This window comes from Rhizobacter fulvus (assembly GCF_964020785.1).
This window is the reverse complement of the sequence record NZ_OZ224516.1, coordinates 161,961-182,432: the sequence shown is the minus strand read 5'-3', so window position 1 is coordinate 182,432 and position 20,472 is coordinate 161,961. Positions and strand designations below refer to the sequence as shown.

Below are 20,472 nucleotides of genomic sequence, written 5' to 3'. Positions count from 1 at the left end.
GTGGAGTATCCTGCCAACTGTTAGTTTGGCCCACTCCGGCGCAACCCCAACCGAGGCGCATGCCATGTCCAACCGCTCGCTCGACGATCTGAACCCCGGCGATGTCTTCAAGAGTTACGGTCGCACCGTGACCGAGACCGACATCGTCAACTTCACCTGCTTGGCCGGCCTGAAGCTGCCGATCTTCATCAACGAGGAGTTCGCCAGGAAGCACACCGACTTCGGCGGTCGCATCTGCCCCGGCCTGCTGACGGCCAGCATCGCCGCCGGGATGATGGAGGAGATCCTCGGCCCGGCGACGATCGCCGCGCTCGAGCTGACCGATTTCAAGTTCACGGTGCCGGTGCGGCCCGGCGACACGCTGCGCGCCGAGATCACGATCGAGGGCAAGAAGAACCTGTCGGACGGCAAGCGCGGCGTGATGAGCGGCCGGGTGCGCGTGTTCAACCAGCGCGCCGAGCAAGTGTTCGAGTTCAGCGAGAAGCTGATGATGCGCCGCGGCCGGGTCGACGACCTGGTCTGACGGGTCAGCCGTTCGCGCGCGGCACGATCAGCGCATCCAGGGCGAGCCCGCCCTGGCCCCGCGGCAGCACGACGAAGGGGTTGATGTCGATGCTCTCGATCGCGGCCTCGTGGCGCGCTGCGTAGACCGACAGCGCCGCGATGGCTTCAGCCAGCGCCGCTTCGTCCGACGGCGGCTGCCCGCGCAGTCCGGTCAGCAGGATGCGGCCCTTGACCTCGTCGATCATCGCGCGCGCTTCGTCCGCGCCGAAGGGCGCGACGCGGAAGGCCACGTCCTTGAAGGCCTCGACGAACACGCCGCCCAGGCCGAACATCACGACCGCGCCGAACACCGGATCGTGCACCACGCCCAGAATCGTCTCCACGCCCTTGCCGGCCAGGCGCGCGACGACCACGCCTTCGAGCCGGGCCTGCGGCGCGTGTGTCGCGGCGCGCTGCATCAGGGTGCGGAAGCCTTCGCGCAGCTGGACCTCGTCCTGCAGACCGATCAGCACGCCGCCGATTTCGCTCTTGTGCGCGATGTCGGCCGAGGCGATCTTCAGCACCACCGGGTAGCCCAGCGTCTCGGCGGCACGCGCTGCGCCGTCTTCCGACGCGGCAACGAGTTCGCGCACCACCGGGATGCCGGCGCTGGCCAGCACTGCCTTGGCCTGGACTTCGTTGACGGCGCCGGCCGGCGGCGCCAGCGCCGCGGCCGGCAGCAGCGGCAGGGCGGTGCACGACCGGGCGCGCTTGGCCTCCTGCGCGAAGTACACCAGGGCACTCGCGGCGCGCACCGCACGCGTCGGCTCGTCGAACAGCATCACGCCGGCCGCTTCGTAGACCTTGCGCACTTCGGGCGACGCGAGCATCGACATGATCACGGTGCGGTCGGGGAAGCGCGCCAGCACCTTCTGCAACTGCACCAGCAGCGCGCTGCTCAGATCGAGCACCTGGCCGACGCTGGACAGGAAGGCGACGATCAGGTCGTAGCCGCCTTCCTCGAGCATGAGCACGAAGTTCTTCTCGAACAGCGTCAGGTCGTTGACGAGCTGGGCCGTCATGTCGACCGGGTTGCGCGGGCCGCAGAACGGCAGGATTTCCTTCAGCCGGCGCTGCGCGTCCTCGGGCATCGGTGCCACGTCGAGCCGGCATTCGGCGGCCACGTCGGCCATCAGCGCGCCGACGCCGCCCGACACCGTCAACAGCCCGAGCCGGCGACCCTGCGGCGTCGGCGTCGACAACGAACAGGCGTAGGCGACATCGAAGAGTTCGTCGATGCTGCGCGCGCGGTACACGCCGTACTGCTTGAACAGGCCATCGTAGACTTGGTCCGACCCGGCCAGCGACGCGGTATGCGAAGCCGCCGCCTGCGCGCCTGCTTCCGAGCTGCCGACCTTCATCACGACGATGCGCTTGCCGTTGCGCCGCGCCAGATCGAGCGCGGCGATCAGCCGGGCCTTGTCGGTGGCGGCCTCGATGTAGCCGACGATGACCTGCGTGTCCTCGTCCTGCGCGAAGTGGCTGACGCAGTCGGCGAAGTCGACGTCGCTCTGGTTGCCGGTGGTGATCCACAGGTTCAGGCCGAGCGCGCGCTGGCGGATCAGCGACAGGCAGTAGCCACCGAACGCACCGCTCTGGCTGACCAGGCTGATGCGCCCCGGCACCAGGCCGAAGCCTGCGGCGCTGGGCGTGAAGGTGCCGAGGAGGCGGCGCTTCACGTTGATCACGCCCATGCAATTCGGCCCGACCACGCGCATGCCGGTGCGACGCGCGAGCGCGCTGATGCCGAGCTGCCATTCGGCGCCCTGACCGCCGACCTCGGCAAAGCCCGAACTGAGCACCACCGCGGCGCCGACGCCCTTGGCGGCGCAGTCTTCGAGCGCGGCCAGCACGGCGGGTGCCGGCACCGCGACGATCGCCAGGTCGACTGGCCCCGGCACCGCCGACACGCTGGCGAAAGACGCCAGCCCCTGGATCTGCGGCGCCTTCGGGTTGATCGGGTAGAGCGCCCCGTCGAAGCCGCTGTTCTTCAGGAAGTCGAGCGGGCGCCCGCCGATCTTGGTCGGGTCCGACGAGGCGCCGTAGACCGCGATCGCGCGCGGGTGGAACAGCGGGTGCAGCGATGCGCGGGGGGTCTCGGCGGGGCTGCTCATGGCCGGCATCAGTGGATCGACATGCCGCCGTCGGCACCGATGAGCTGGCCGGTGACGTAGCTCGCGCCTTCGGAAGCCAGGAACACCCACACCGGCGCGATCTCTTCCGGCTCGGCCCAGCGCCCGAGCGGAATGCGCTCGAGCGTGCGCGCGGCGAAACGCTCGTCGGTGCGGATGGTCTCGGTCATCGGCGTCGCCGCGCCCGGCGCGACGCAGTTGACGACGATGTTGTAGCGGGCCAGTTCGCGCGCCGCCGACTTGGTGAAGCCGATCAGGCCGGCCTTGGCCGAGCCGTAGTTGATCTGCCCGATGGTGCCCAGGATGCCGGCGGTGGAGATCGTGTTGATGATCCAGCCGCGCTTGCGCTCCATCATGCCGCCGACCACCGCCTGCAGGCAGTTGAAGCTGCCGGTCAGGTGCACCGCCAGCACCTGGTCCCACTGGTGCGGCGTCATCTTGTGCAGCATCGCGGTGCGTGTGATGCCGGCGTTGTTGGCAAGCACGTCGATCGGGCCGAACCTGGCCACCGTCGCAGCGACCATCGCGTCCACGCCGGCGCGGTCCGACACATCGCATTTCAGCGCGACGGCCTGGCCGCCCGCGCTTCGGATCGCCTGCGCCACCGGCTCGGCGGTTTCCAGGTTCCAGTCGACCACGGCCACCTTGGCGCCCTGGGCGCCATAGGCGTGCGCCACCGCCGCGCCGATGCCCTGGCCGGCACCGGTGACGATGGCGACCTTGTTGTCGAGTGCTTTGCCGTTGAACATGGTGCGGGCTCCTGTCGAGGGTCTGGGGGAATTTGGCGTTGATGGTAAATCAAACGGCCGTTTGTTAGACTCAAACGATGCCACAGACGCGTGCCACGCGCCAGCGGCAAGCCACCCGAGGTGAAGCATGCAAGCAATCGTCCTTCAAGGTTATGGCGGCCCGGAGCAGTTCGCCGCGGTCGAGCTGCCGGTGCCGGTGCCGAAAGACGGCGAGGTGTTGGTGCGCCTGCGCGCCAGCGGCGTGTGCTACCACGACGTGATGGCACGCCAGGGGCATTTCCCGCGCACCGCGCTGCCGGGCATCATCGGTCACGAGATGGCCGGGGAGGTCGCCGCGCTCGGTCCGCGCGCCGCGGGCTTCGCCGCCGGTGATCGCGTGGCGATCCTGATGAAGGACCACTGCGGCCACTGCCGCCAATGCGTGCGCGCCCGCGACCACCTGTGCGAGAACGGTACCGGCCTGTTCGGCGAAGCGGTGCCGGGGGGTTACGCCGAGTACGTCGCGGTGCCGGTGAGCGCACTGGTGCGCATCCCGGCGGGTGTGAGCTACGAGCAGGCCGCCGTCGTGCCGTGCGCGCTGGGCACGGCCTACCACGGCCTGCAGAAGGTGGCCGCAGTGCAGCCGGGCGAAGCGGTGCTGATCACCGGCGCCAGCGGCGGTGTCGGCATTCATGCGGTCCAGGTGGCGCGCATGCTGGGCGCGCGCACCATCGCCGTCACCACCTCGGAATCGAAGCGCGCGTTCCTGGTCGAGCACGGTGCCGACGACGTCGTCGTCAGCCCCGATCTCGACTTCGCCGCCCAGGCGCGCCAGCTGACCGGCGGCGCCGGCGTCGACGTGGTCTTCAACATCGTCGGCCAGATGGCCTGGGCCGCGGCGCTGAAGGGCATGGCGCTGGGCGCGCGCCATGTCTTCGTCGGCAACCTGAATGCCGCGCCCGTGACCTTGCGTCCGGCGCACGCGATCCTGAAGGAAATGTCGTTCCTGGGCACCGACGGCGTGACGCTGGCCGAGGTCGAGACCCTGCTCGAGCTGGTGCGGCTGGGCCGGCTGCGGCCGGTGGTGGGCGGCAGCCTGCCATTGGCCGACGCCGCCAAGGCCCACCGGATGATGGAATCGCGCGAGGCCTGCGGGCGCCTCGTGCTGACGATGTGAAGGCGCTGCACCCATGATCGACCTCGCTGCCAAACTCGATGACCTGGGCGACGAGCAGCGCATGCTGCGCGACGCGGCGGCGGCCTTCTTCTCTGCCGACGAGCCAGGGCGGCGCCTGCGCGACTGGCGCGGTCGCGCACCCGGTTTCGACCGCGCGCGCTGGCGCGAGATGGCGGCGCTCGGCTGGACCGGCCTGTGCCTGCCCGAACAGCACGGCGGCAGCGCCTGCGGCCTGGCGCAGGCGTCGCTGTTGCTCGAGCAATGCGGGCGCGCGCTCGCACCCGAGCCGCTGATCGCCGGCGCGCTGCTGCCCGCATGGGCCTTGCTGCATGGCGACAACGACGCGCTGCGCACGCGCTGGCTGCCGTTGCTGGCCCGCGGCGAGTGCCAGCTCGCGCTGGCCTGGCAGGAGCGCGAGCACGACCAGACCGCGATGCCGCTGGCCCTGACGGCCACGCCGAGCGGCGACGGCTTCATGCTCGACGGCAGCAAGCGTTTCGTCGCCGCGGCGCACGGTGCCGATGCATTCATCGTCAGCGCCGCCGGCCCGCAAGGGCCCTTGCTGCTGCTGGTCGAGTCCGGCCAGCCCGGGCTGAGCATGCAATTCCAGCCACGTGTCGATGGCGGTTTCTGGGGCGAGCTGCAGTTGCAGGGCGTGCGGGTGCCCGCGGTGCAGCTGGTGGCGGGGACGGGCCGCGCTGACGTGGTCCTGCAGCGTGCGCTCGACCAGGCGCGCATCGCCGCCGCCGCCGAACTGCTGGGCGTGATGGGGCGCGCGCTGGAACTCAGCGTCGCGTACATCGGGCTGCGTGAACAGTTCGGCCGCCCGGTCGGCAGCTTCCAGGCGCTGCAGCACCGCACAGCGAACCTGCTGATCCAGGTGGAGTTGACGCGCGCAGTGGTGATGCAATCGGCCGCGCTGGCCGACCGCGTGACCGACGGCGACTTCGGTGCCACCGATGCACGGCGTCTGGCCGCCGCCGCCAGTCAGGCCAAGGCGCGTGCTTCGGCCGCCGGACTCGAGGTCACCAAGGGCTGCATCCAGCTGCACGGTGGCATCGGCTACACCGACGAATGCGACATCGGCCTGTACCTGAAGAAGGCGATGGTCGGCGCGGCTTGGCTGGGCATGGCCGCCTGGCACCGGGGGCGCTACGGCGACCTGGCCCCGGCCGACCGCGACGACGATGCGGCGCCCGAGTTCATCGTCGAGGGCGAACGGCCGATTCGGCGAGATGCGCTGCGTTGCTGGATCGCGCGGAACTTCCCGCCCGAATGGCGCTTTCCGTCCAGCCGCATGAGCCTGCGCGACACGCAGGCTTGGCATGCCAGGCTGCACGCGCAGGGCTGGGCCGCGCCGAACTGGCCCCCGGAGCACGGCGGCATGGGGCTGGGCGCCTACGAGCAGGTGGCGTTGCAGTCAGAGTTCGACCGCCACGGCATCCAGATCGCGCCCAACATGGCGGTGGTGATGCTGGGCCCGCTGATCATCCGCTACGGCACCGAGGCGCAGAAGCGCGAGATCCTGCCGCGCATCCTGGCCGGCGAGGTGCGCTGGTGCCAGGGCTACTCCGAACCCTCGGCCGGCTCCGACCTGGCGAACCTGCGGACCACCGCGGTGCTCGACGGCGACGAGTTCGTCGTCAACGGGCAGAAGATCTGGACGTCGTTCGCACACGAGGCCGACATGATCTTCCTGCTGGTGCGCACCGACCCGCAGGCCAAGAAACAGCAAGGCATCAGCTTCCTGCTCGCCGACATGCGCGCACCGGGCATCACCGTCAAGCGCATCCGCAACCTGAGCGGTGGTGCCGAGTTCTGCGAGGTGTTCTTCGACAACGTCCGCGTACCGCGCGCCAATCTGGTGGGTGAGCTGAACCAGGGCTGGACGATGGCCAAGTCGCTGCTCGGCTCCGAGCGCATCATGATCGGCAACCCGCGTGGGGCGCGCGCGCCGCTGCTGCGGCTGCGCGAACTGGCGCAGGCCAAGGGGCTGGACAACGATGACGCCTGGCGTGCCCGCCACGACGAGTTGCGGCTCGACGTTGACGATCTGGATGCCCTCTTCGTGCGCTGCGTCGACGTGCTGCGGCGCGGGCGCGAGTTGGGGCCTGAGGTGTCGATGCTGAAGATCTGGGTCACCGAGACACAGCAGCGCGTCGCCGACCTGATGCTGGAGACCGCGGGCGAGACGGGCGTCAGCGACGAGTCGCTGGCCTTGGCCGGCGGTGCGCTGCACCCGGCCAACGTGTTCTTCTCGGCGCGGCCGGCCAGCATCTACGGCGGCAGCAACGAGATCCAGCGCAACATCCTGGCCAAGGGCGTGCTGGAGCTGCCGGGCTGAACCCGGCGCACCCAGCCCGCAACGCACCCCGCGTGGCCATCCATCCAGAGCGATATCGAAGGACTACCCGATGAGCGACACAACGGCGGCACCGAGCTGGACCCAGGGTCCGGGTCCGGACGCGGTCTATGCGCAGTACCTCGCCGCGGGCGAGTTCCGGATCCAGCACTGCCGCGGTTGCGGTCAGCATGTGTTCTATCCGCGCTTGGCCTGCAATCACTGCGGCAGCGTCGCGCTCGAGTGGGTGCCGGCCGGTGGTCGCGGCGTGGTCTACGCGGTGAGCATCGTCAACCGCAGCGCCGAGAAGGGCGGGCCGTACAACGTGGTGCTGGTCAACTTGGCCGAAGGCCCGCGCGTGATGAGCCGCGTCGACGGCGTGCCGAACGACGCCGTGCGCGTCGGCCTGGCGGTTCAGGCGCGCGTCGCCACCGGAGCGGGCAGCGAGCCCTGCGTGGTGTTCGATGCCGTTGCGGGCGAGGTGGCGGCATGAGCGGCGGCATCCGCGGGAGCGCCGCGATCGTCGGCGCGGCACTGGCCGGCCTCGGCGAAGCGCCGGGCCGCAGTTCAGAGGAGATCGCGGTCGAAGCCAGCGTCAAGGCGCTGGCCGAAGCCGGGTTGACCACGCGCCACGTCGACGCGGTGTTCGGCTCGCTGCCGGGCAACGCCAACCCGCTGTCGGCGCTGCTGATCGCCGAGATGCTGGGCATCCAGCCGAAGTTCACCGACAACAACCGCACCGGCGGTTCGACCTTCCTGTCGTACACGCTGATGGCGGCGATGGCGCTGAAGGAAGGGCTGTGTGAGACCGCGCTGATCTTCTACGGCAGCAACCAGCGCACCGCATCGGGCAAGCTGATCTCGTCGGTCAAGCCGTTCGCGTACGAAGCACCGTATGCGCCGATCTTCCCGGCCACCTCGTATGCGCTCGCGGCCTCGCGCCACATGCACGAATACGGCACCACGCGCGAGCAGCTCGCGGCGGTCGCGGTGGCGGCGCGCGCCTGGGCCAACCTGAACCCCGAGGCCTTCATGCGCGGGCCGCTGAGCGTGGCCGACGTGCTGGCGTCGCGCATGGTGTCGAGCCCGCTGACGGTGCGCGACTGCTGCCTCGTCACCGACGGCGGTGCGGCGCTGGTGATGACGACCGCGGCGCGCGCACGCCACCTGCCGATGAAGCCGGTCTACCTGCTGGGTGCGGCTGCAGCCACGACGCACATGAACATCGTCGCGATGCCCGATCTGACGCAGACCGCGGCGATCGACTCCGGCCGGCGCGCCTTCGAGATGGCGCGCCTGAGCCCGCGCGACATCGACGTGGTCGAGCTCTACGACGCCTTCACGATAAACACCATTCTGTTCCTCGAGGACCTGGGGTTCTGCAAGAAGGGCGAGGGCGGCGCCTTCGTCGCCAGTGGCGCCATCGCGCCGGGCGGGGCGCTGCCGGTCAACACCAACGGCGGCGGCCTGTCGTGCGTGCACCCCGGCATGTACGGCATGTTCACGCTGGTGGAAGCCGTGCGCCAACTGCGCGGCGAGGCCGGCGTGCGCCAGGTGGCGGGGGCCGAGCTGGCGCTGTGCCACGGCAACGGCGGCGTGCTGTCCAGCCAGGTCAGCAACATCCTCGGCACCGAGGCCACGCTGTGAGCGGCGCCCTGCCCGACATCACACCGCAGGGACTGTTCCCCGCGCTGCAGTTCGAGACCGTCAGCGTCGCCGGTGTGGTCGCGCGCTGCGTCGGCAGAGGCCCGACGCTGCTGCTGTTGCATGGCGGCACCGGCTCGTGGACCCACTGGGTGCGCAACATCGAAACCTTGTCGCAGCACTTCCGCCTGGTGCTGCCCGACCTGCCGGGCATGGGCGAGTCGCTCGATGTGCCGGACGACGCCGATCTCGATGCCTACGGCGAGTATCTGCTCGCGGGCGTCGTCGGCGGCCTGGTGCCGGTCGGTGAACCGTTCCGCGTGGCCGGTTTCTCGTACGGCGGCGTGATGACGGCGTGGCTCGCCGCGCGCCTGCCCGAGCGCGTGGCCGGCATCTGCCTGCTGGCGCCGGGCGGCTTCCCGCCAGGCAGCTGGTCGCGGCCACCCTTGCGGCCCGTGCCGGCCGGCGCGAGCGACGCCGAAGCCAACGCCGTGCACCGCCGCAACCTCGAAATGATGATGGTCGGCGAACCGACCCGGATCGACGACCTCATCGTCGCGATGCAGCGCCGCAACCACGCGCTGACGCGGTTCAGGTCCCGCTTTCTCGGCTACCGCGACACGCTGGGGCCGAGCCTGCGCCAGACGCACTGCCCGGTGCTGGCGATCCTGCCCGAGAAGGACCCGCTGCCGCAGCCCGATGCCGCGTCGCGCGCCGCCTACCTCGAGGCCACGGCGCCGCACATCGCTTGTCGCATCGTGCCCGGCGCCAGCCACTGGGTGGCCTTCGAGGCGCCGGATGAAGTGAACCGCCTGATGATCGAGTTCCTCGGCGCGCGTGGGCGGCGTGACGCTACCGGTGCATTCGTCTAGCTAGCAACTGCTTACATCCGGAACACGGCGAACTCGGTGGGTTTTGCGGGCGTTCGGCCGACCACGTCGAGCAGCTGGGCGAGGGCGGAGCGCGTCTCGGTCGGGTCGATGATCATGTCGCACCACAGATGGCGAGCCCAGTTCAGCGCCCCGGCCACATCGTCGCTTGCGTCATGCGAGGCGGCGGCGCGCGCGTTGGGCCACATCATCAGCGCGTTCGGCTTGAAGGCGCGACCGCACATCGCGTAGTAGGCCGCGCCATGGGCCTGGCCGATGATCAGCGTGAACTTGGGCACGTCGGCGTTCGCCACCGCATTGAGCAGCTTGGCGCCGTGCTTGCCGATGCCGCGCTGGTCGGCCTGGTTGCTGTCGGCGAAGCCCGGCGAATCGACCAGGAACAGCAGAGGGATGTCGCGCTGGCAGCACAGCTCGATGAAGTGCGCGCCCTTGGCGCTGGCCTGCGAGGTCAGCGCGCCGTTGTTGGCCAGGATGCCGATCTCGAAACCCTCGATGCGCGCGAAGCCGCACACCAGCGTCTCGCCATGCAGCTGCTTGAACTCCTGGAAGCGGCTGGCGTCGACCAGGCGCGCGATGATCTCGCGGCAGTCGACGCTGTCCTTGTCGCCGATGCGCGCCAGACCGGTGAGTTGCCCCGGGTCGTACGTCGGCGGCTCGGCCGGCGCCGGCGTCCAGCGCAGGCGCGGTGGTTCGCCCAGGTGAGCGACGATCTCGCGCGTGATCTTCAAGGCGTGTGCGTCGTCTTCCGCCATGTGGTCGGTGACGCCACTGAGCCGGCTGTGCATCTCGGCCCCGCCCAACGGCTCGATGTCGACCACTTCGCCGGTCGCGGCGAAGACGAGTTGCGGGCTGCCGAGGAACATCGCGCCCTGGTTGCGAATGATCACCACCTCGTCGCACAGCGACGGGATGTAGGCGCCGCCGGCGGTCGACGGCCCGTGCACCAGCGCGATCTGCGCGATGCCCTCGGACGACATCTTGACCTGGTTGTACATGATCGAACCGGCCTGCCCGTCGTCGGGAAAGATGTTCTCGAGGTCGGGCAGAAATCCGCCACCGGACTGTACCATCGTGATGCAGGGCAGGCGGTGCTGCCAGGCGAACAACTGCGCTCGCGTGTGGCGCTTGGTCGTCATGCCGAACATCGTGCCGCCCTTCACGGTGGCGTCGTTGACGATCAGCATGCACGGGCGGCCGCAGACTTGGCCGACGCCGGTGATGATGGTCGCCCCCGGCGGCACGCCCTCGTACAGGTCGGCACCGGCGAGATGGCCGATCTCGAGGAAGGGCGAGCCCGGGTCAAGCAACGCGGTGATGCGCTCGCGCGGCAGCATCTGGCCGCGGCTCTTGTGCAGCTTGCGCGATTTCTCGCTGCCGCCCAGTGTGGCCTCGTCGCGGCGCTCTTGCAACGCGGCCGCGATCGGCAGGTAGGCGTCGCGCTGACGCTCGAAGGCCGTGGTGTCGACGGCGAGGTCGGATCGGATCGAATTCATGGCGTAAGAGGATTGGCAACCTAACGAATGTTTGTTATCTTAGTCGTCCCGCGCCGACTCCTGCAACTTATTCACAGCACTCCGATGAAATCAACGACCCCCGCGGCCCGGCCCGTAGCAAACCCGGCCCGTGCCGGCGGGAGCACGCGATGAGCGTCATCAAATCGGCCCTCGCGGCCAGCCCCGACGAGTTGCGCGCCAACCGCGAGTTCTACGAAGGCCGCGTCAACGATCTGCGCGCACGCCGCGCGTCGGCCGTCGCGGCCGGCTCCGACGCGGTGCGAGCGACCCTGCGCGACGCCGGGCAACTGCTGGTGCGCGAACGCGTGAGCGCGCTGCTTGACCCCGGCTCGCCCTTCCTCGAGCTCTGCCAACTGGCTGGCGAGGGCCTGTACGGCGACGATGCGCCGGGCGCCGGCATCGTTGCCGGTGTGGGCATGGTCGCGGGCCGGCCCTGCATGGTGATCGCCAACGACGCCGCCGTGCACGACGGCACCTACACCGCCACGACCTGCAAGAAGCACGTGCGCGCCCAGCGCTTTGCGTGGATGCACCGGCTGCCCTGCCTGACCTTGGTGCAGTCGGGCGGGCGCCCGGGTGTGGCGGAGCGCGGCGCCAAGCCCGGCGTGTTCGCCGACGACGGCCAGTTCGGTTCGATCCTGTACAACCAGATGCGCATGTCGCGCGAGGGCATCGCGCAGATCGCCAGCGTGCACGGCCCGGCCGCCGACGCGGGCGCGTTCGTGGCGGCCGTGTGCGACGAGGTGGTGATCGTGCGGGATCAGGGGGCACTGGCGATCGGCGATGCGGCGATGCCCTCCGGTGCCGATGCCGAGCGCGCGAACCGCCAGGACGGCAACACCGACCGGCTGGCCGAGAGCGACGCGCATGCGATGGCGATCCTGCGCGACATCGTCGCCCACCTCGGCGACATCCCCGCCCAGCGCCGCGACGTGGCCGAAACCATCGAACCGCTGCACCCGCCGAGCGAGATCAACGCCATCATCAGCGCCGACTCGCGCATCCCGACGAACAACCGCGAGATCGTGCTGCGCCTGATCGACGCCAGCGATCTGCACGAATTCAAGCCCGACTACGGCGACACACTGATCACCGGCTTCGCCCGCATCAAGGGCTTCGACGTCGGCATCCTGTGCAACAACGGCGTGCTGTTCTCCGAGAGCGCGATGAAGGCGACTCAGTTCATCGACCTGTGCTGCAAGCGCGACATCCCGCTGCTGTTCATGGCCGACATCAACGGCTTCATGGTCGGCCGCGAGGCCGAGGAGGCCGGCATCGCCAAGCACGGCGCGAAGATGATCACGGCGATGACCTGCGCCAACGTGCCCAAGTACACGCTGATCATCGGCGGCTCGTACGGCGCGGGCTACTTGGCGATGTGCGGTCGCCCGTTCAAGCCGAATGCGCTGATCATGTGGCCCAACGGCCGCGCCGCCATCATGGGCCCGGACCAGGCCGCGACGACGCTGGCGATGGTCAAGGACGATCAGCACAAGCGCGACGGCACGAGCTGGACCGACGAGCAGCGCGAAGCCTACAAGGCGCCGGTGCGCAAGACCTTCGAGGACTTCGCCAACGCCTACAACTTCGCCCGCAACACTTGGTGCGACATGGTCATCGAGCCGGCCGAGACGCGCGATGTGATGGCGCTGCTGCTCGACCTGGCCGGCCGCGTGCCGGCCGTGCCTTCGCGCTTCGGCGTGTTCCGGATGTGACCTGGGAATCGACGCCGTGTTCAAGAAAATTCTGATAGCGAATCGTGGCGAGATCGCCTGCCGCATTGCCCGCACCTGCCGACGGCTGGGCGTGGCGGTGGCCGGCGTGCATTCCAGCGCCGACCGCGACGCGCTGCATGTGCGGCAGATCGGCGAATCGGTCGAGATCGGCGGCGCGCCAGCCTCCGAAAGCTACCTGCGCATCGACGCGGTGATCGCCGCCGCGAAGTCGGTCGGGGCCGAGGCCATCCATCCGGGATTCGGCTTCCTCGCCGAAAACGCCAGCTTCGCGCGTGCCGTCGAAGCGGCGGGTCTGGTGTTCATCGGCCCGACGGCCGATGTGATCGAGCGCTTGGGCGACAAGGCCGCGGCCAAGCGCGAGGCCAAGGCCGCCAAGGTGCCGATCGTGCCGGGCAGCGAGGCGCCGAGCGTCGATCCGGCCGCGATCGCTGCGTCGGTGCGCGCTGTCGGCCTGCCGGTGATGCTCAAGGCCGCGGCCGGCGGCGGCGGCAAGGGCATGCGCGGCATCACCAGCTTCGAGGGTCTGGAGCTGGAGATCGAGTCGGCGATGCGCGAGGCCAAGAATTCTTTCGGCGACGCCGGGCTGATCGTCGAGAAGCTGATCCGCCACGGCCGCCACATCGAGATCCAGATCGCCGGCGATGGCCAGGGCCGAGTGATCCACCTGTTCGAGCGCGAGTGCACGCTGCAGCGGCGCCACCAGAAGGTGATCGAGGAGGCACCCGCGGCCAACCTCAGCGCGAAGATGCGCGACGGCATGGCGGCCGACGCGGTGCGCTTGGGCGAGCGGCTCAAGTACCGGGGCGTGGGCACGGTCGAGTTCATCGTCGGCGCCGACGAGTACCACTTCCTCGAGGTCAACCCGCGTCTGCAGGTCGAGCACCCGGTGACCGAGATGGTGACGGGGCTGGACATCGTCGAGATCATGCTGCGCATCGCCAGCGGCGAAGGCCTGCCGGTGCAGCAGGGCGACGTGCGCATCCGCGGCCACGCGGTCGAGGCGCGCATCTGCGCCGAAGACCCGGCGGCGGGCTTCCTGCCGTCCACCGGCAAGCTGTCGCAGGTGCGCTTCCCCAGCGACGGCGTGCGGGTCGAGACCGGCATCGAGAGCGGCATGGAGGTCACGCCGTACTACGACCCGATGCTGGCCAAGCTCATCACGTACGCGCCCACGCGCAACGAGGCGCTCGACCGCCTGAAGCTGGCGCTCGACGAGACCGCCGTGTTCGGCGTGACCACGAACCAGGGTTTCCTCAAGCACCTGATCGACCTGCCCGAAACGCGCGCCGCCACCTTCCACACGCGCCTGATCGACGAGCAGATCGCCGGCTGGGCGCTGGGCGCCGCGCGCCACGACACGCAGACCCTCGCGGTGGCGGCCTGCCACTGGCTGCAGCGGCAGCGGCAGGGCGCCGGCACCGCGCGCAGCCCCTGGGCCAGCTGGCCGGGCAGCGGCTGGCAGATGAACGCCGGCGGCGACGGCATGGGGCCGATCCCGACCCTGCATGTCGAGACGACCGACGGCGTGAGCGCCGAGATCCGCTTTGCGCCGCTGCGCACCGACGGCAGCATGCGGGTCGGCGTGAACGACGAGCGCGTCAACGTGCAGCTGTCGCCGGCGGGCGAGAGCGGCATGTTCCTCGCCATCACCGATGCGTGCCGCGAGACCGTGCGGCTGCACCAGGACGGCGACATGCTCTACGTGCACGACCGGCGTGGCGTTCACAGCCTGAAGGTCGTGCCCTACCTGTCGTACATCAGCACCGCGGCGCAGGCCAGCGGCGAACTGAAGGCGCCGATGATGGGCCTGATCCTGAAGGTCAACGTGGCGCCGGGCGATCGGGTCGAGAGCGGCGCGGTGGTCGCGATCCTCGAATCGATGAAGATGGAAATGCGCATCGTCGCCGAGTGCGCCGGCACGGTGGCGTCGGTCAGTTGCCAGGCCGGGCAGACGGTCGAGCGCAACGCGGTGGTGGCGTTGATCACGCCGGATTGAGATGCCGGCGCAGGTCGAATCGAGAGGCCCGCTCGCGGGCCTGCGCATCCTCGACCTGACCAGCGTCGCGATGGGCCCGTACGCCACCCAGACCCTGGGCGATCTGGGCGCCGACGTGATCAAGATCGAGCCGCCGCAGGGCGACCTGACACGCCACAACGCGCCGGGCCGCCACGACGGCATGTCGTCGCTGTTCCTGCAGCTCAACCGCAGCAAGCGCAGCGTCGTGCTCGACTTGAAGGACACCGCAGGCCGCGACGCGCTGCTGCAGATGGTGCGCAGCGCCGACGCGATGGTGTGCAACGTGCGCCCGAAGGCCATGGAACGCCTGGGCCTGGGCTACGAGGTGCTGGCCGGCGTCAACCCCAAGCTCGTCTATTGCGCCCTGGTCGGCTTCGGCCAGGACGGGCCCTATGCCGAGCGCGCCGCGCTCGACGACCTGATCCAGGCCGGCTGCGGCATGGCCGCGCTGGCGGAGCTGGCCGCGCCGCAAGGCGGGCCGCAGTACGCGCCGGGCTGGATCGCCGACCAGGGTGTCGGCCTGGTGACCACCTATGCCCTGCTGGCCGCGCTGCTGCACCGCGAGCGCAGCGGCCAGGGCCAGATGGTCGAGGTGCCGATGTTCGAGAGCATGGTGCAGTTCACGATGACGCCGCACCTGTACGGCCAGAGCTTCAGGCCGCCGATCGGCGGCACCGGCTACCCGCGCATTTTCGCGCGGCGGCCGTTCAAGACGCTGGACGGCCACCTCGGCGCCACGGCCTATGCGCCGGCGCACTGGCACGCTTTCTTCGACATCATCGGCAGGCCCGAGCTGAAGGCCGAAGCGCGCTTCGCCGACCAAGCCGGTGTGGCTCGGCACGTGGGCGAGCTGAACGATCTCTTTGCCGCTGAACTGGCCGGGCGCAGCAGCGCCGAATGGCTGCGCCTGTTCGACGCGGCCGGCATCCCGGCGATGGCGATGCACACGCCCGATTCGCTGCTGCACGACCCGCACCTCGACGCCGTGGGCTTCTTCCAGGACGTCGAACATCCGAGCGAGGGCGCGATCCGGACCATGGCCGTGCCCACGCGCTGGTCGGCCTCGCCGCCGCTGCCGCAGCGCCAAGCCCCGCGGCTGGGCGAGCACAGTGTGGCGATGCTTTGCGAGGCCGGCTTGACCCCGGCGCAGATCGACGACCTGCTGGCGCGCGGCATCACGGTCGACGGCGCAGCGCCGCTGCCGCCGGGCGCCGACTGAAGCTCGGCCGGCCCGCCTGCGCAGGCCCTACTTGCGTTTTTGCTGTTCCATCAGCGCGCGCAGCCGCGTCTTGTGGTCGTCGGTGGAGAAAAGGTAGTTCTGCACATAGGCCTCGTAGCTCAGGCAGGTCTGCAGATCGGTGTCCTCGCCGCGGGCGATCGACAGCTTGCTGGCCGCGCCAGCGCGTCGCGGTGTCGCCATCTTGATCGACGCGGCGATGGCCAGCGCTGCGTCCAGCAGGCGCTCGCCGGGAACGACGTCGACGAAAAGCCCTGCAGCGCGCCCGGCCTCGGCCTCGATGTTGGCGCCGGTGAGCAGCCAGTGCCGGGCGCGCACGCTGCCGACGATGCGCGGCAGCAGGTACGAGCAGCCCATGTCGCAGGCCGCGGCACCCAGGCGGCCGAAGGCGAAGAAGTAGCGCGCCCGGTCCGAGGCCACGGCGATGTCGCAGGCCATGGCCAGCGCCGCGCCACCGCCCACCGCGGCGCCGTTGACCGCGGCGATCACGGGCAGTTCGAGGTCGCGGATGCGCTGCACCACCTTGTGCAGGCCGCGGATGAGGCGGAACTGCACCTCGGGGTCGACGCCGTCGGGATGCACGACCTGGCCCAGCTCGGCGCCGGCGCAGAACACGTTGCCGGCGCCGGTCAGCACCACGGCGTGCAGGCCGAGGTCGTCGTCGAGCGCCTGCAGCACGCCCAGCATCTGGTTGGGGAACGCCAGCCCCAGCGGGTTGCGTTCCTGCGGGCGGTTCAGGGTGACGATGGCGACGCCTTCGCGCCGCTCGACGAGGATGTCGGCCGGCGCGGCGTCGCTGGCGGGTGGGGTGTGGGTGGTCATGCGAGCCTCGCAGGGGTCGGTGATGGCGGCGGCGCTCAGCGCGCCGCGCGCCCGAGCAGGCTGTCGCCGATGATGTTGCGCTGGATCTGGTTGGTGCCTTCGATGATCTGCAGCACCTTCGCGTCGCGGAAGTAACGGTTGATCGGCGTATCGGCCGAAATACCGGCCGCTCCGAACAGCTGCACCGCGTCGGTCGCCACGCGCATCGCGGTGTCGCTGGCAAAGCACTTGGCCATCGCGGCGATCGGTGCGAGCTCGATCCCCGATGCGCCGCCATCGACCACCGCGGCGGCACGGTAGACGAGCTGGCGCGCGGCCTCGGTCTGCATCGCCATATCGGCCAGCATCCAGCGGATGCCCTGGTTCTCGCTGACCTTGCGACCCCAGGTCACGCGGTTGGTGACGAACTCGATGCTGTGGTCGATCGCGCCCTGCGCCAAGCCGACACCGCGCGCGCCGATCAGCGGGCGGCTTTTGTTGAAGGCCTCCATCACGTCCTTGAAGCCGCGCCCGTCCTCGGCGATGCGGTTGGACTCGGGCACAAACACGTCGTCGAGAAACAGCGGGCACGAAGGCACGCCGCGCGCCCCCATCTTGTCCTCCTGGCGGCCGACGCTTAAGCCCGGGCTGCCGCGCTCGACGATGAACAGGTTGATGGCGCGCGCGCCTTCGGCGTCGCCGGTCTTGGCGGCGACCAGGATGAAGTCGGCGATGTGCGAGTTGGTGCACCAGATCTTCGAGCCGGTGATGCGGTAGCCGCCCTCGCAGCGCCGGGCGCGGGTGCGGATGCCGGCCACGTCGGAGCCACTCTGCGGCTCGGTGGTGGAGAACGCGCCGCGCAGCTCGCCGGCGGCCAGCGGGCCGAGCAGGCGCTGCTTCTGTTCGGCGTTGCCCGCGGCGAGAATGGCGCCGAAAGGCACCCATTGCACGATCAGCAGGTAGGCGGTGTTGTAGCAGACGCGCCCGAGTTCCTCGATCGCCAGCGCGGCCGACAGCATGCTGCCCGTGCCGCCGTATTCCTTGGGAAACGGGATCGTGAACAGGCCGACCTCGCGCAGCAGATCGAACATGTCCTGCGGATATTCGGCGCTGCGGTCGATGGCGGCGGCGCGCGTTGCTACCTTGTCGCGCGCCAGCCGGCGCACCAGCGCCTGGATCTCGCGCTGCTCGTCGTTCAGCGCATAGGCTTGCATGAGCTGCGGGCCCTTCAGCCTGCCGCCTGGTCGCGGCACTTGATCATGCGCATCGGCGTGTAGGTGATCGCGAGCGTGCCGTCCTGCTTGACGATCCGGTTGCGGGTGCGCACCAGGCCGCGGCCGGGCCGGTTCTTGCTCAGCCGGGCCTCGATCACCTCGCATTCGACATGCAGGGTGTCGCCGGCGAACACCGGGTTGTGCACCTTCAGGTCCATTTCGAGGAAGGCGAAGCCGGTGTGCTGCATCGTCGCGTGCACGAGCAGACCTTCAGCGAAGGTGTAGGCCAGCGCGCCGGGAGCGACGCGGCCCTTGATGTCGGATTCGGTGCGCAGGAATTCGAGGTCGGTGAACAGCACCTCGGTCATGCCGGTGCAGGTGCAGAAGTTGACGATGTCGGCCTCCGTCACCGTGCGGCCGATGGTGCGAAATTCCCGGCCCAGCGGCAGGTCTTCGAAGTGCAGTCCGATGCCGAGAATTTCCATGACTATGCTTTCGTTCGGGTCAGCGCGCGACCAGGTTCATCAGGCCCGCTGTCAGGGTGGGGTAGCCGCAATCCGCGGGCAGGATCGGCACGGTCTTGCCGTCGGCGCGCTTGCCCAGCACGGGCTGGATTCGGGTCACCGGCCGGGCCCGCGCCGCGGCCAGCGCACCGGCCACGTCGGGCGATTGCGCCAGCAAGGCCAGGTTCGCCAGCGTCGGGAAGATGATCGTGCGCCGACCCAGCTCGCAGTCGTCGAGCGCGTCGCCGGGGCGCACCCAGAAGGAGTCCACGGCTTCCGATCCGTCGTGCTGCGCGATCTGGCCAGGCGGCGCCGCGGCGATGAAGAAGTGGGTGTCGAAGCGCTTCGGCGCGATCTCGGGCGTGACCCAGTGGGCAAAGGGCAGCAGCGCCTCCAGCGCCAGTTCGAGCGCTTCCTCGCAGACCATGTCGACGAATGCCTCGCCACCGGCCGCGACTCTTTCGGCCCAGTGCCGATGCAGCGCTGTGCGCTGCGCACCGTCGAGCAGCTCGCCGTTCCTGCGGGCCAGAATCAAGCCGCTTTCCTCGAAGGTCTCGCGCACGGCCGCGACCCGCAGCGCCCGCTGCTGATCGTCGAGACCCTGCGGCGCGCCACAGCGTGCCGCGAGCCGCGGGTCGCGGTCCGACGCCGAGATCTTGCCCCCCGGGAACACCGCCGCGCCACTGGCGAAGTCGATCTCGTGGTGGCGCACCACCATCAAGGTCTCGAGCCCGCGCGCGCCGTCGCGCACGAGCACCACGGTCGCGGCCACCGCGGCGATCGCGGGCAGGGTGGCCGCGCCGGGAACGGCGGCGCCCATTAGATGCGCATCTCTTGCGCGATGATCGTGCGCTGGATCTGCGAGGTGCCGCCGCCGACCGTGGCCTGCATGCCTTCGCGGAAATAACGCTCCATGTCGCCTTCGGGAACCATGCCGTGGCCGCCGAGGATCTGCATGCCTTGGCGCGATACGTTCTGCAGCGTCTCGGAAGCGAACAGCTTGGCCATCGCCACTTCCTTGCGGCAAGGCAGGCCGCGCGCGGCCAGGTCGGCGGCGCGGTAGGTGATCAGCCTGGCCGCGTCGGTCTGGGTCTGCATGTCGGCGAGCATGTGACGGATCACCTGGAACTCGTAGATCGGCTTGCCGAACTGCACGCGCTGCTGCGCATAGGCCAGTGCATCGTCGACCGCGCCCTGGGCATTGCCGACGTAGCTCGCGGCCACCGCCACGCGCTCGAGCGACAGGTGTTCGCCGGCGATGATCTTCCAGCCTTCGCCCGGCGCGCCCAGCATGTTGGCGGCCGGCACGCGCACGTTGTCGAGGAAGATTTCGGTCGTCGTGACCGAGCGCCGCGCCAGCGTCTGCAGCGGGCGGATCGTCATGCCGGCCAGGTCGTTCGGCACGATCAGGACGGACAGGCCCTTGCGCTTGTCCTCGGTGCGTTCGGTGCGCACCAGCATCAGGATCACCGCGCCACGGTTGCCGGCGCCGCTGCACCAGAGCTTCTGCCCGTTGAGCACGTAGTCGTCGCCATCCCGCGCGGCGAAGGTCTGCACGTTGGCCACGTCGGAGCCGGCGTTCGGCTCCGACATCGAAATCGGGAACCGGACCTCGCCGCGCATGAACGGCTTGAGAAAACGCTGCTTCTGGTCGTCGCTGCCGTGCAGCGCCAGGTTCATCGCGGTGAAGATGCCACCGGCGATCGCCACCGAGAAATCCACGCCGTAGGACGAGAGCGACTCGCACAGCAGCGCGTAAGAGAACACGTCGCCGCCGTCGCCGCCGTCGGCCTCGGGCACGAGCAGGCTGTGAAAGCCGAGCTTGGCGGCCTTCTCGTAGGCATCGAACGGGAACGCGCGGTCCATGTCGCACTTGCGGATGTACTCGCGGCCGATATCGCGGTCGACCCAGCGGCGCACGGAGTCTTTCCAGGCCAGTTGTTCGTCGGTAAGAAAGTTCATTCGGAGGTTCTTCAGGGTGATTGAAAACGGCTG

The 20,472-nt window shown here is 69.7% G+C and carries 17 protein-coding genes; 9 read left to right on the top strand and 8 right to left on the bottom strand.

Translation table 11 applies throughout. The annotated features are described in order from the left end of the window. Window positions 1–64 precede the first annotated feature (64 nt). Complete coding sequence (locus ACWH49_RS00865; RefSeq protein WP_448169726.1) at window positions 65–523, top strand: MaoC family dehydratase; 459 nt, start codon at window positions 65–67, stop codon at window positions 521–523. A 4-nt stretch (window positions 524–527) separates the two neighbouring features. On the opposite strand, the gene ACWH49_RS00860 is transcribed toward ACWH49_RS00865, so the two are convergent. Then, window positions 528–2,657, bottom strand: coding sequence for an acetate--CoA ligase family protein (locus ACWH49_RS00860; RefSeq protein WP_448169725.1), 2,130 nt, complete (start codon window positions 2,655–2,657; stop codon window positions 528–530). 8 nt (window positions 2,658–2,665) lie between these two features. After that, window positions 2,666–3,424, bottom strand: a complete 759-nt coding sequence (fabG, locus tag ACWH49_RS00855; protein ID WP_448169724.1) for a 3-oxoacyl-ACP reductase FabG — start codon at window positions 3,422–3,424, stop codon at window positions 2,666–2,668. A 127-nt stretch (window positions 3,425–3,551) separates the two neighbouring features. On the opposite strand from fabG, the gene ACWH49_RS00850 reads away from it, so the two are divergent. The 5 genes from ACWH49_RS00850 (at window position 3,552) to ACWH49_RS00830 (ending at window position 9,437) form a co-directional block, all read left to right on the top strand. Then, the gene (locus ACWH49_RS00850; RefSeq protein WP_448169723.1) at window positions 3,552–4,580 is read left to right on the top strand and encodes an alcohol dehydrogenase catalytic domain-containing protein; all 1,029 of its coding nucleotides are present in this window, start codon (window positions 3,552–3,554) and stop codon (window positions 4,578–4,580) included. Between the two features lie 13 nt (window positions 4,581–4,593). Continuing rightward, a complete protein-coding gene (locus ACWH49_RS00845) occupies window positions 4,594–6,924 on the top strand; it encodes an acyl-CoA dehydrogenase (RefSeq protein WP_448169722.1) in 2,331 nt (776 codons plus the stop codon). Window positions 6,925–6,994: 70 nt separating this feature from the next. Beyond that, window positions 6,995–7,414 carry a Zn-ribbon domain-containing OB-fold protein gene (locus ACWH49_RS00840; protein WP_448169721.1) on the top strand — a complete coding sequence of 140 codons (420 nt, stop codon included), beginning with the start codon at window positions 6,995–6,997 and terminating at the stop codon, window positions 7,412–7,414. Next, window positions 7,411–8,568: an acetyl-CoA acetyltransferase gene (locus ACWH49_RS00835; RefSeq protein ID WP_448169720.1), complete on the top strand. Its 1,158-nt coding sequence runs from the start codon at window positions 7,411–7,413 to the stop codon at window positions 8,566–8,568. Before ACWH49_RS00840 ends, ACWH49_RS00835 begins: the two co-directional genes overlap by 4 nt. Beyond that, complete coding sequence (locus ACWH49_RS00830; protein WP_448169719.1) at window positions 8,565–9,437, top strand: alpha/beta fold hydrolase; 873 nt, start codon at window positions 8,565–8,567, stop codon at window positions 9,435–9,437. The genes ACWH49_RS00835 and ACWH49_RS00830 overlap by 4 nt, the downstream gene beginning before the upstream one ends. A gap of 11 nt (window positions 9,438–9,448) precedes the next feature. Here ACWH49_RS00830 and ACWH49_RS00825 read toward each other — a convergent pair whose 3' ends face one another. After that, complete coding sequence (locus tag ACWH49_RS00825) at window positions 9,449–10,948, bottom strand: acyl-CoA carboxylase subunit beta (protein WP_448169718.1); 1,500 nt, start codon at window positions 10,946–10,948, stop codon at window positions 9,449–9,451. Window positions 10,949–11,097: 149 nt separating this feature from the next. Here ACWH49_RS00825 and ACWH49_RS00820 point away from each other — a divergent pair, with 149 nt between their 5' ends. Genes ACWH49_RS00820 through ACWH49_RS00810 form a run of 3 tightly spaced genes read left to right on the top strand, consistent with a single transcriptional unit; the run spans window position 11,098 to window position 15,941 of the window. Beyond that, window positions 11,098–12,684 carry a carboxyl transferase domain-containing protein gene (locus ACWH49_RS00820; protein ID WP_448169717.1) on the top strand — a complete coding sequence of 529 codons (1,587 nt, stop codon included), beginning with the start codon at window positions 11,098–11,100 and terminating at the stop codon, window positions 12,682–12,684. A 16-nt stretch (window positions 12,685–12,700) separates the two neighbouring features. Further along, window positions 12,701–14,701 carry an acetyl/propionyl/methylcrotonyl-CoA carboxylase subunit alpha gene (locus ACWH49_RS00815; protein WP_448169716.1) on the top strand — a complete coding sequence of 667 codons (2,001 nt, stop codon included), beginning with the start codon at window positions 12,701–12,703 and terminating at the stop codon, window positions 14,699–14,701. Between the two features lies 1 nt (window position 14,702). Continuing rightward, on the top strand, window positions 14,703–15,941 hold the full coding sequence (locus tag ACWH49_RS00810; protein WP_448169715.1) for a CaiB/BaiF CoA transferase family protein: 1,239 nt from the start codon (window positions 14,703–14,705) through the stop codon (window positions 15,939–15,941). Between the two features lie 27 nt (window positions 15,942–15,968). Here the strand turns inward: ACWH49_RS00810 and ACWH49_RS00805 are convergent, their stop codons facing one another. From ACWH49_RS00805 to ACWH49_RS00785, 5 genes are read right to left on the bottom strand one after another with little or no spacing between them, the layout of a single operon-like run. Further along, the gene (locus ACWH49_RS00805) at window positions 15,969–16,781 is read right to left on the bottom strand and encodes an enoyl-CoA hydratase/isomerase family protein (RefSeq protein ID WP_448169714.1); all 813 of its coding nucleotides are present in this window, start codon (window positions 16,779–16,781) and stop codon (window positions 15,969–15,971) included. Between the two features lie 35 nt (window positions 16,782–16,816). After that, window positions 16,817–17,974 carry an acyl-CoA dehydrogenase family protein gene (locus ACWH49_RS00800; RefSeq protein ID WP_448169713.1) on the bottom strand — a complete coding sequence of 386 codons (1,158 nt, stop codon included), beginning with the start codon at window positions 17,972–17,974 and terminating at the stop codon, window positions 16,817–16,819. A gap of 14 nt (window positions 17,975–17,988) precedes the next feature. Next, the gene (locus tag ACWH49_RS00795; protein WP_448169712.1) at window positions 17,989–18,459 is read right to left on the bottom strand and encodes a MaoC family dehydratase; all 471 of its coding nucleotides are present in this window, start codon (window positions 18,457–18,459) and stop codon (window positions 17,989–17,991) included. 19 nt (window positions 18,460–18,478) lie between these two features. Continuing rightward, window positions 18,479–19,297 carry an NUDIX hydrolase gene (locus ACWH49_RS00790; protein ID WP_448169711.1) on the bottom strand — a complete coding sequence of 273 codons (819 nt, stop codon included), beginning with the start codon at window positions 19,295–19,297 and terminating at the stop codon, window positions 18,479–18,481. After that, window positions 19,297–20,439 carry an acyl-CoA dehydrogenase family protein gene (locus ACWH49_RS00785; RefSeq protein WP_448169710.1) on the bottom strand — a complete coding sequence of 381 codons (1,143 nt, stop codon included), beginning with the start codon at window positions 20,437–20,439 and terminating at the stop codon, window positions 19,297–19,299. The genes ACWH49_RS00790 and ACWH49_RS00785 overlap by 1 nt, the downstream gene beginning before the upstream one ends. Between the last annotated feature and the right edge of the window lie 33 nt (window positions 20,440–20,472).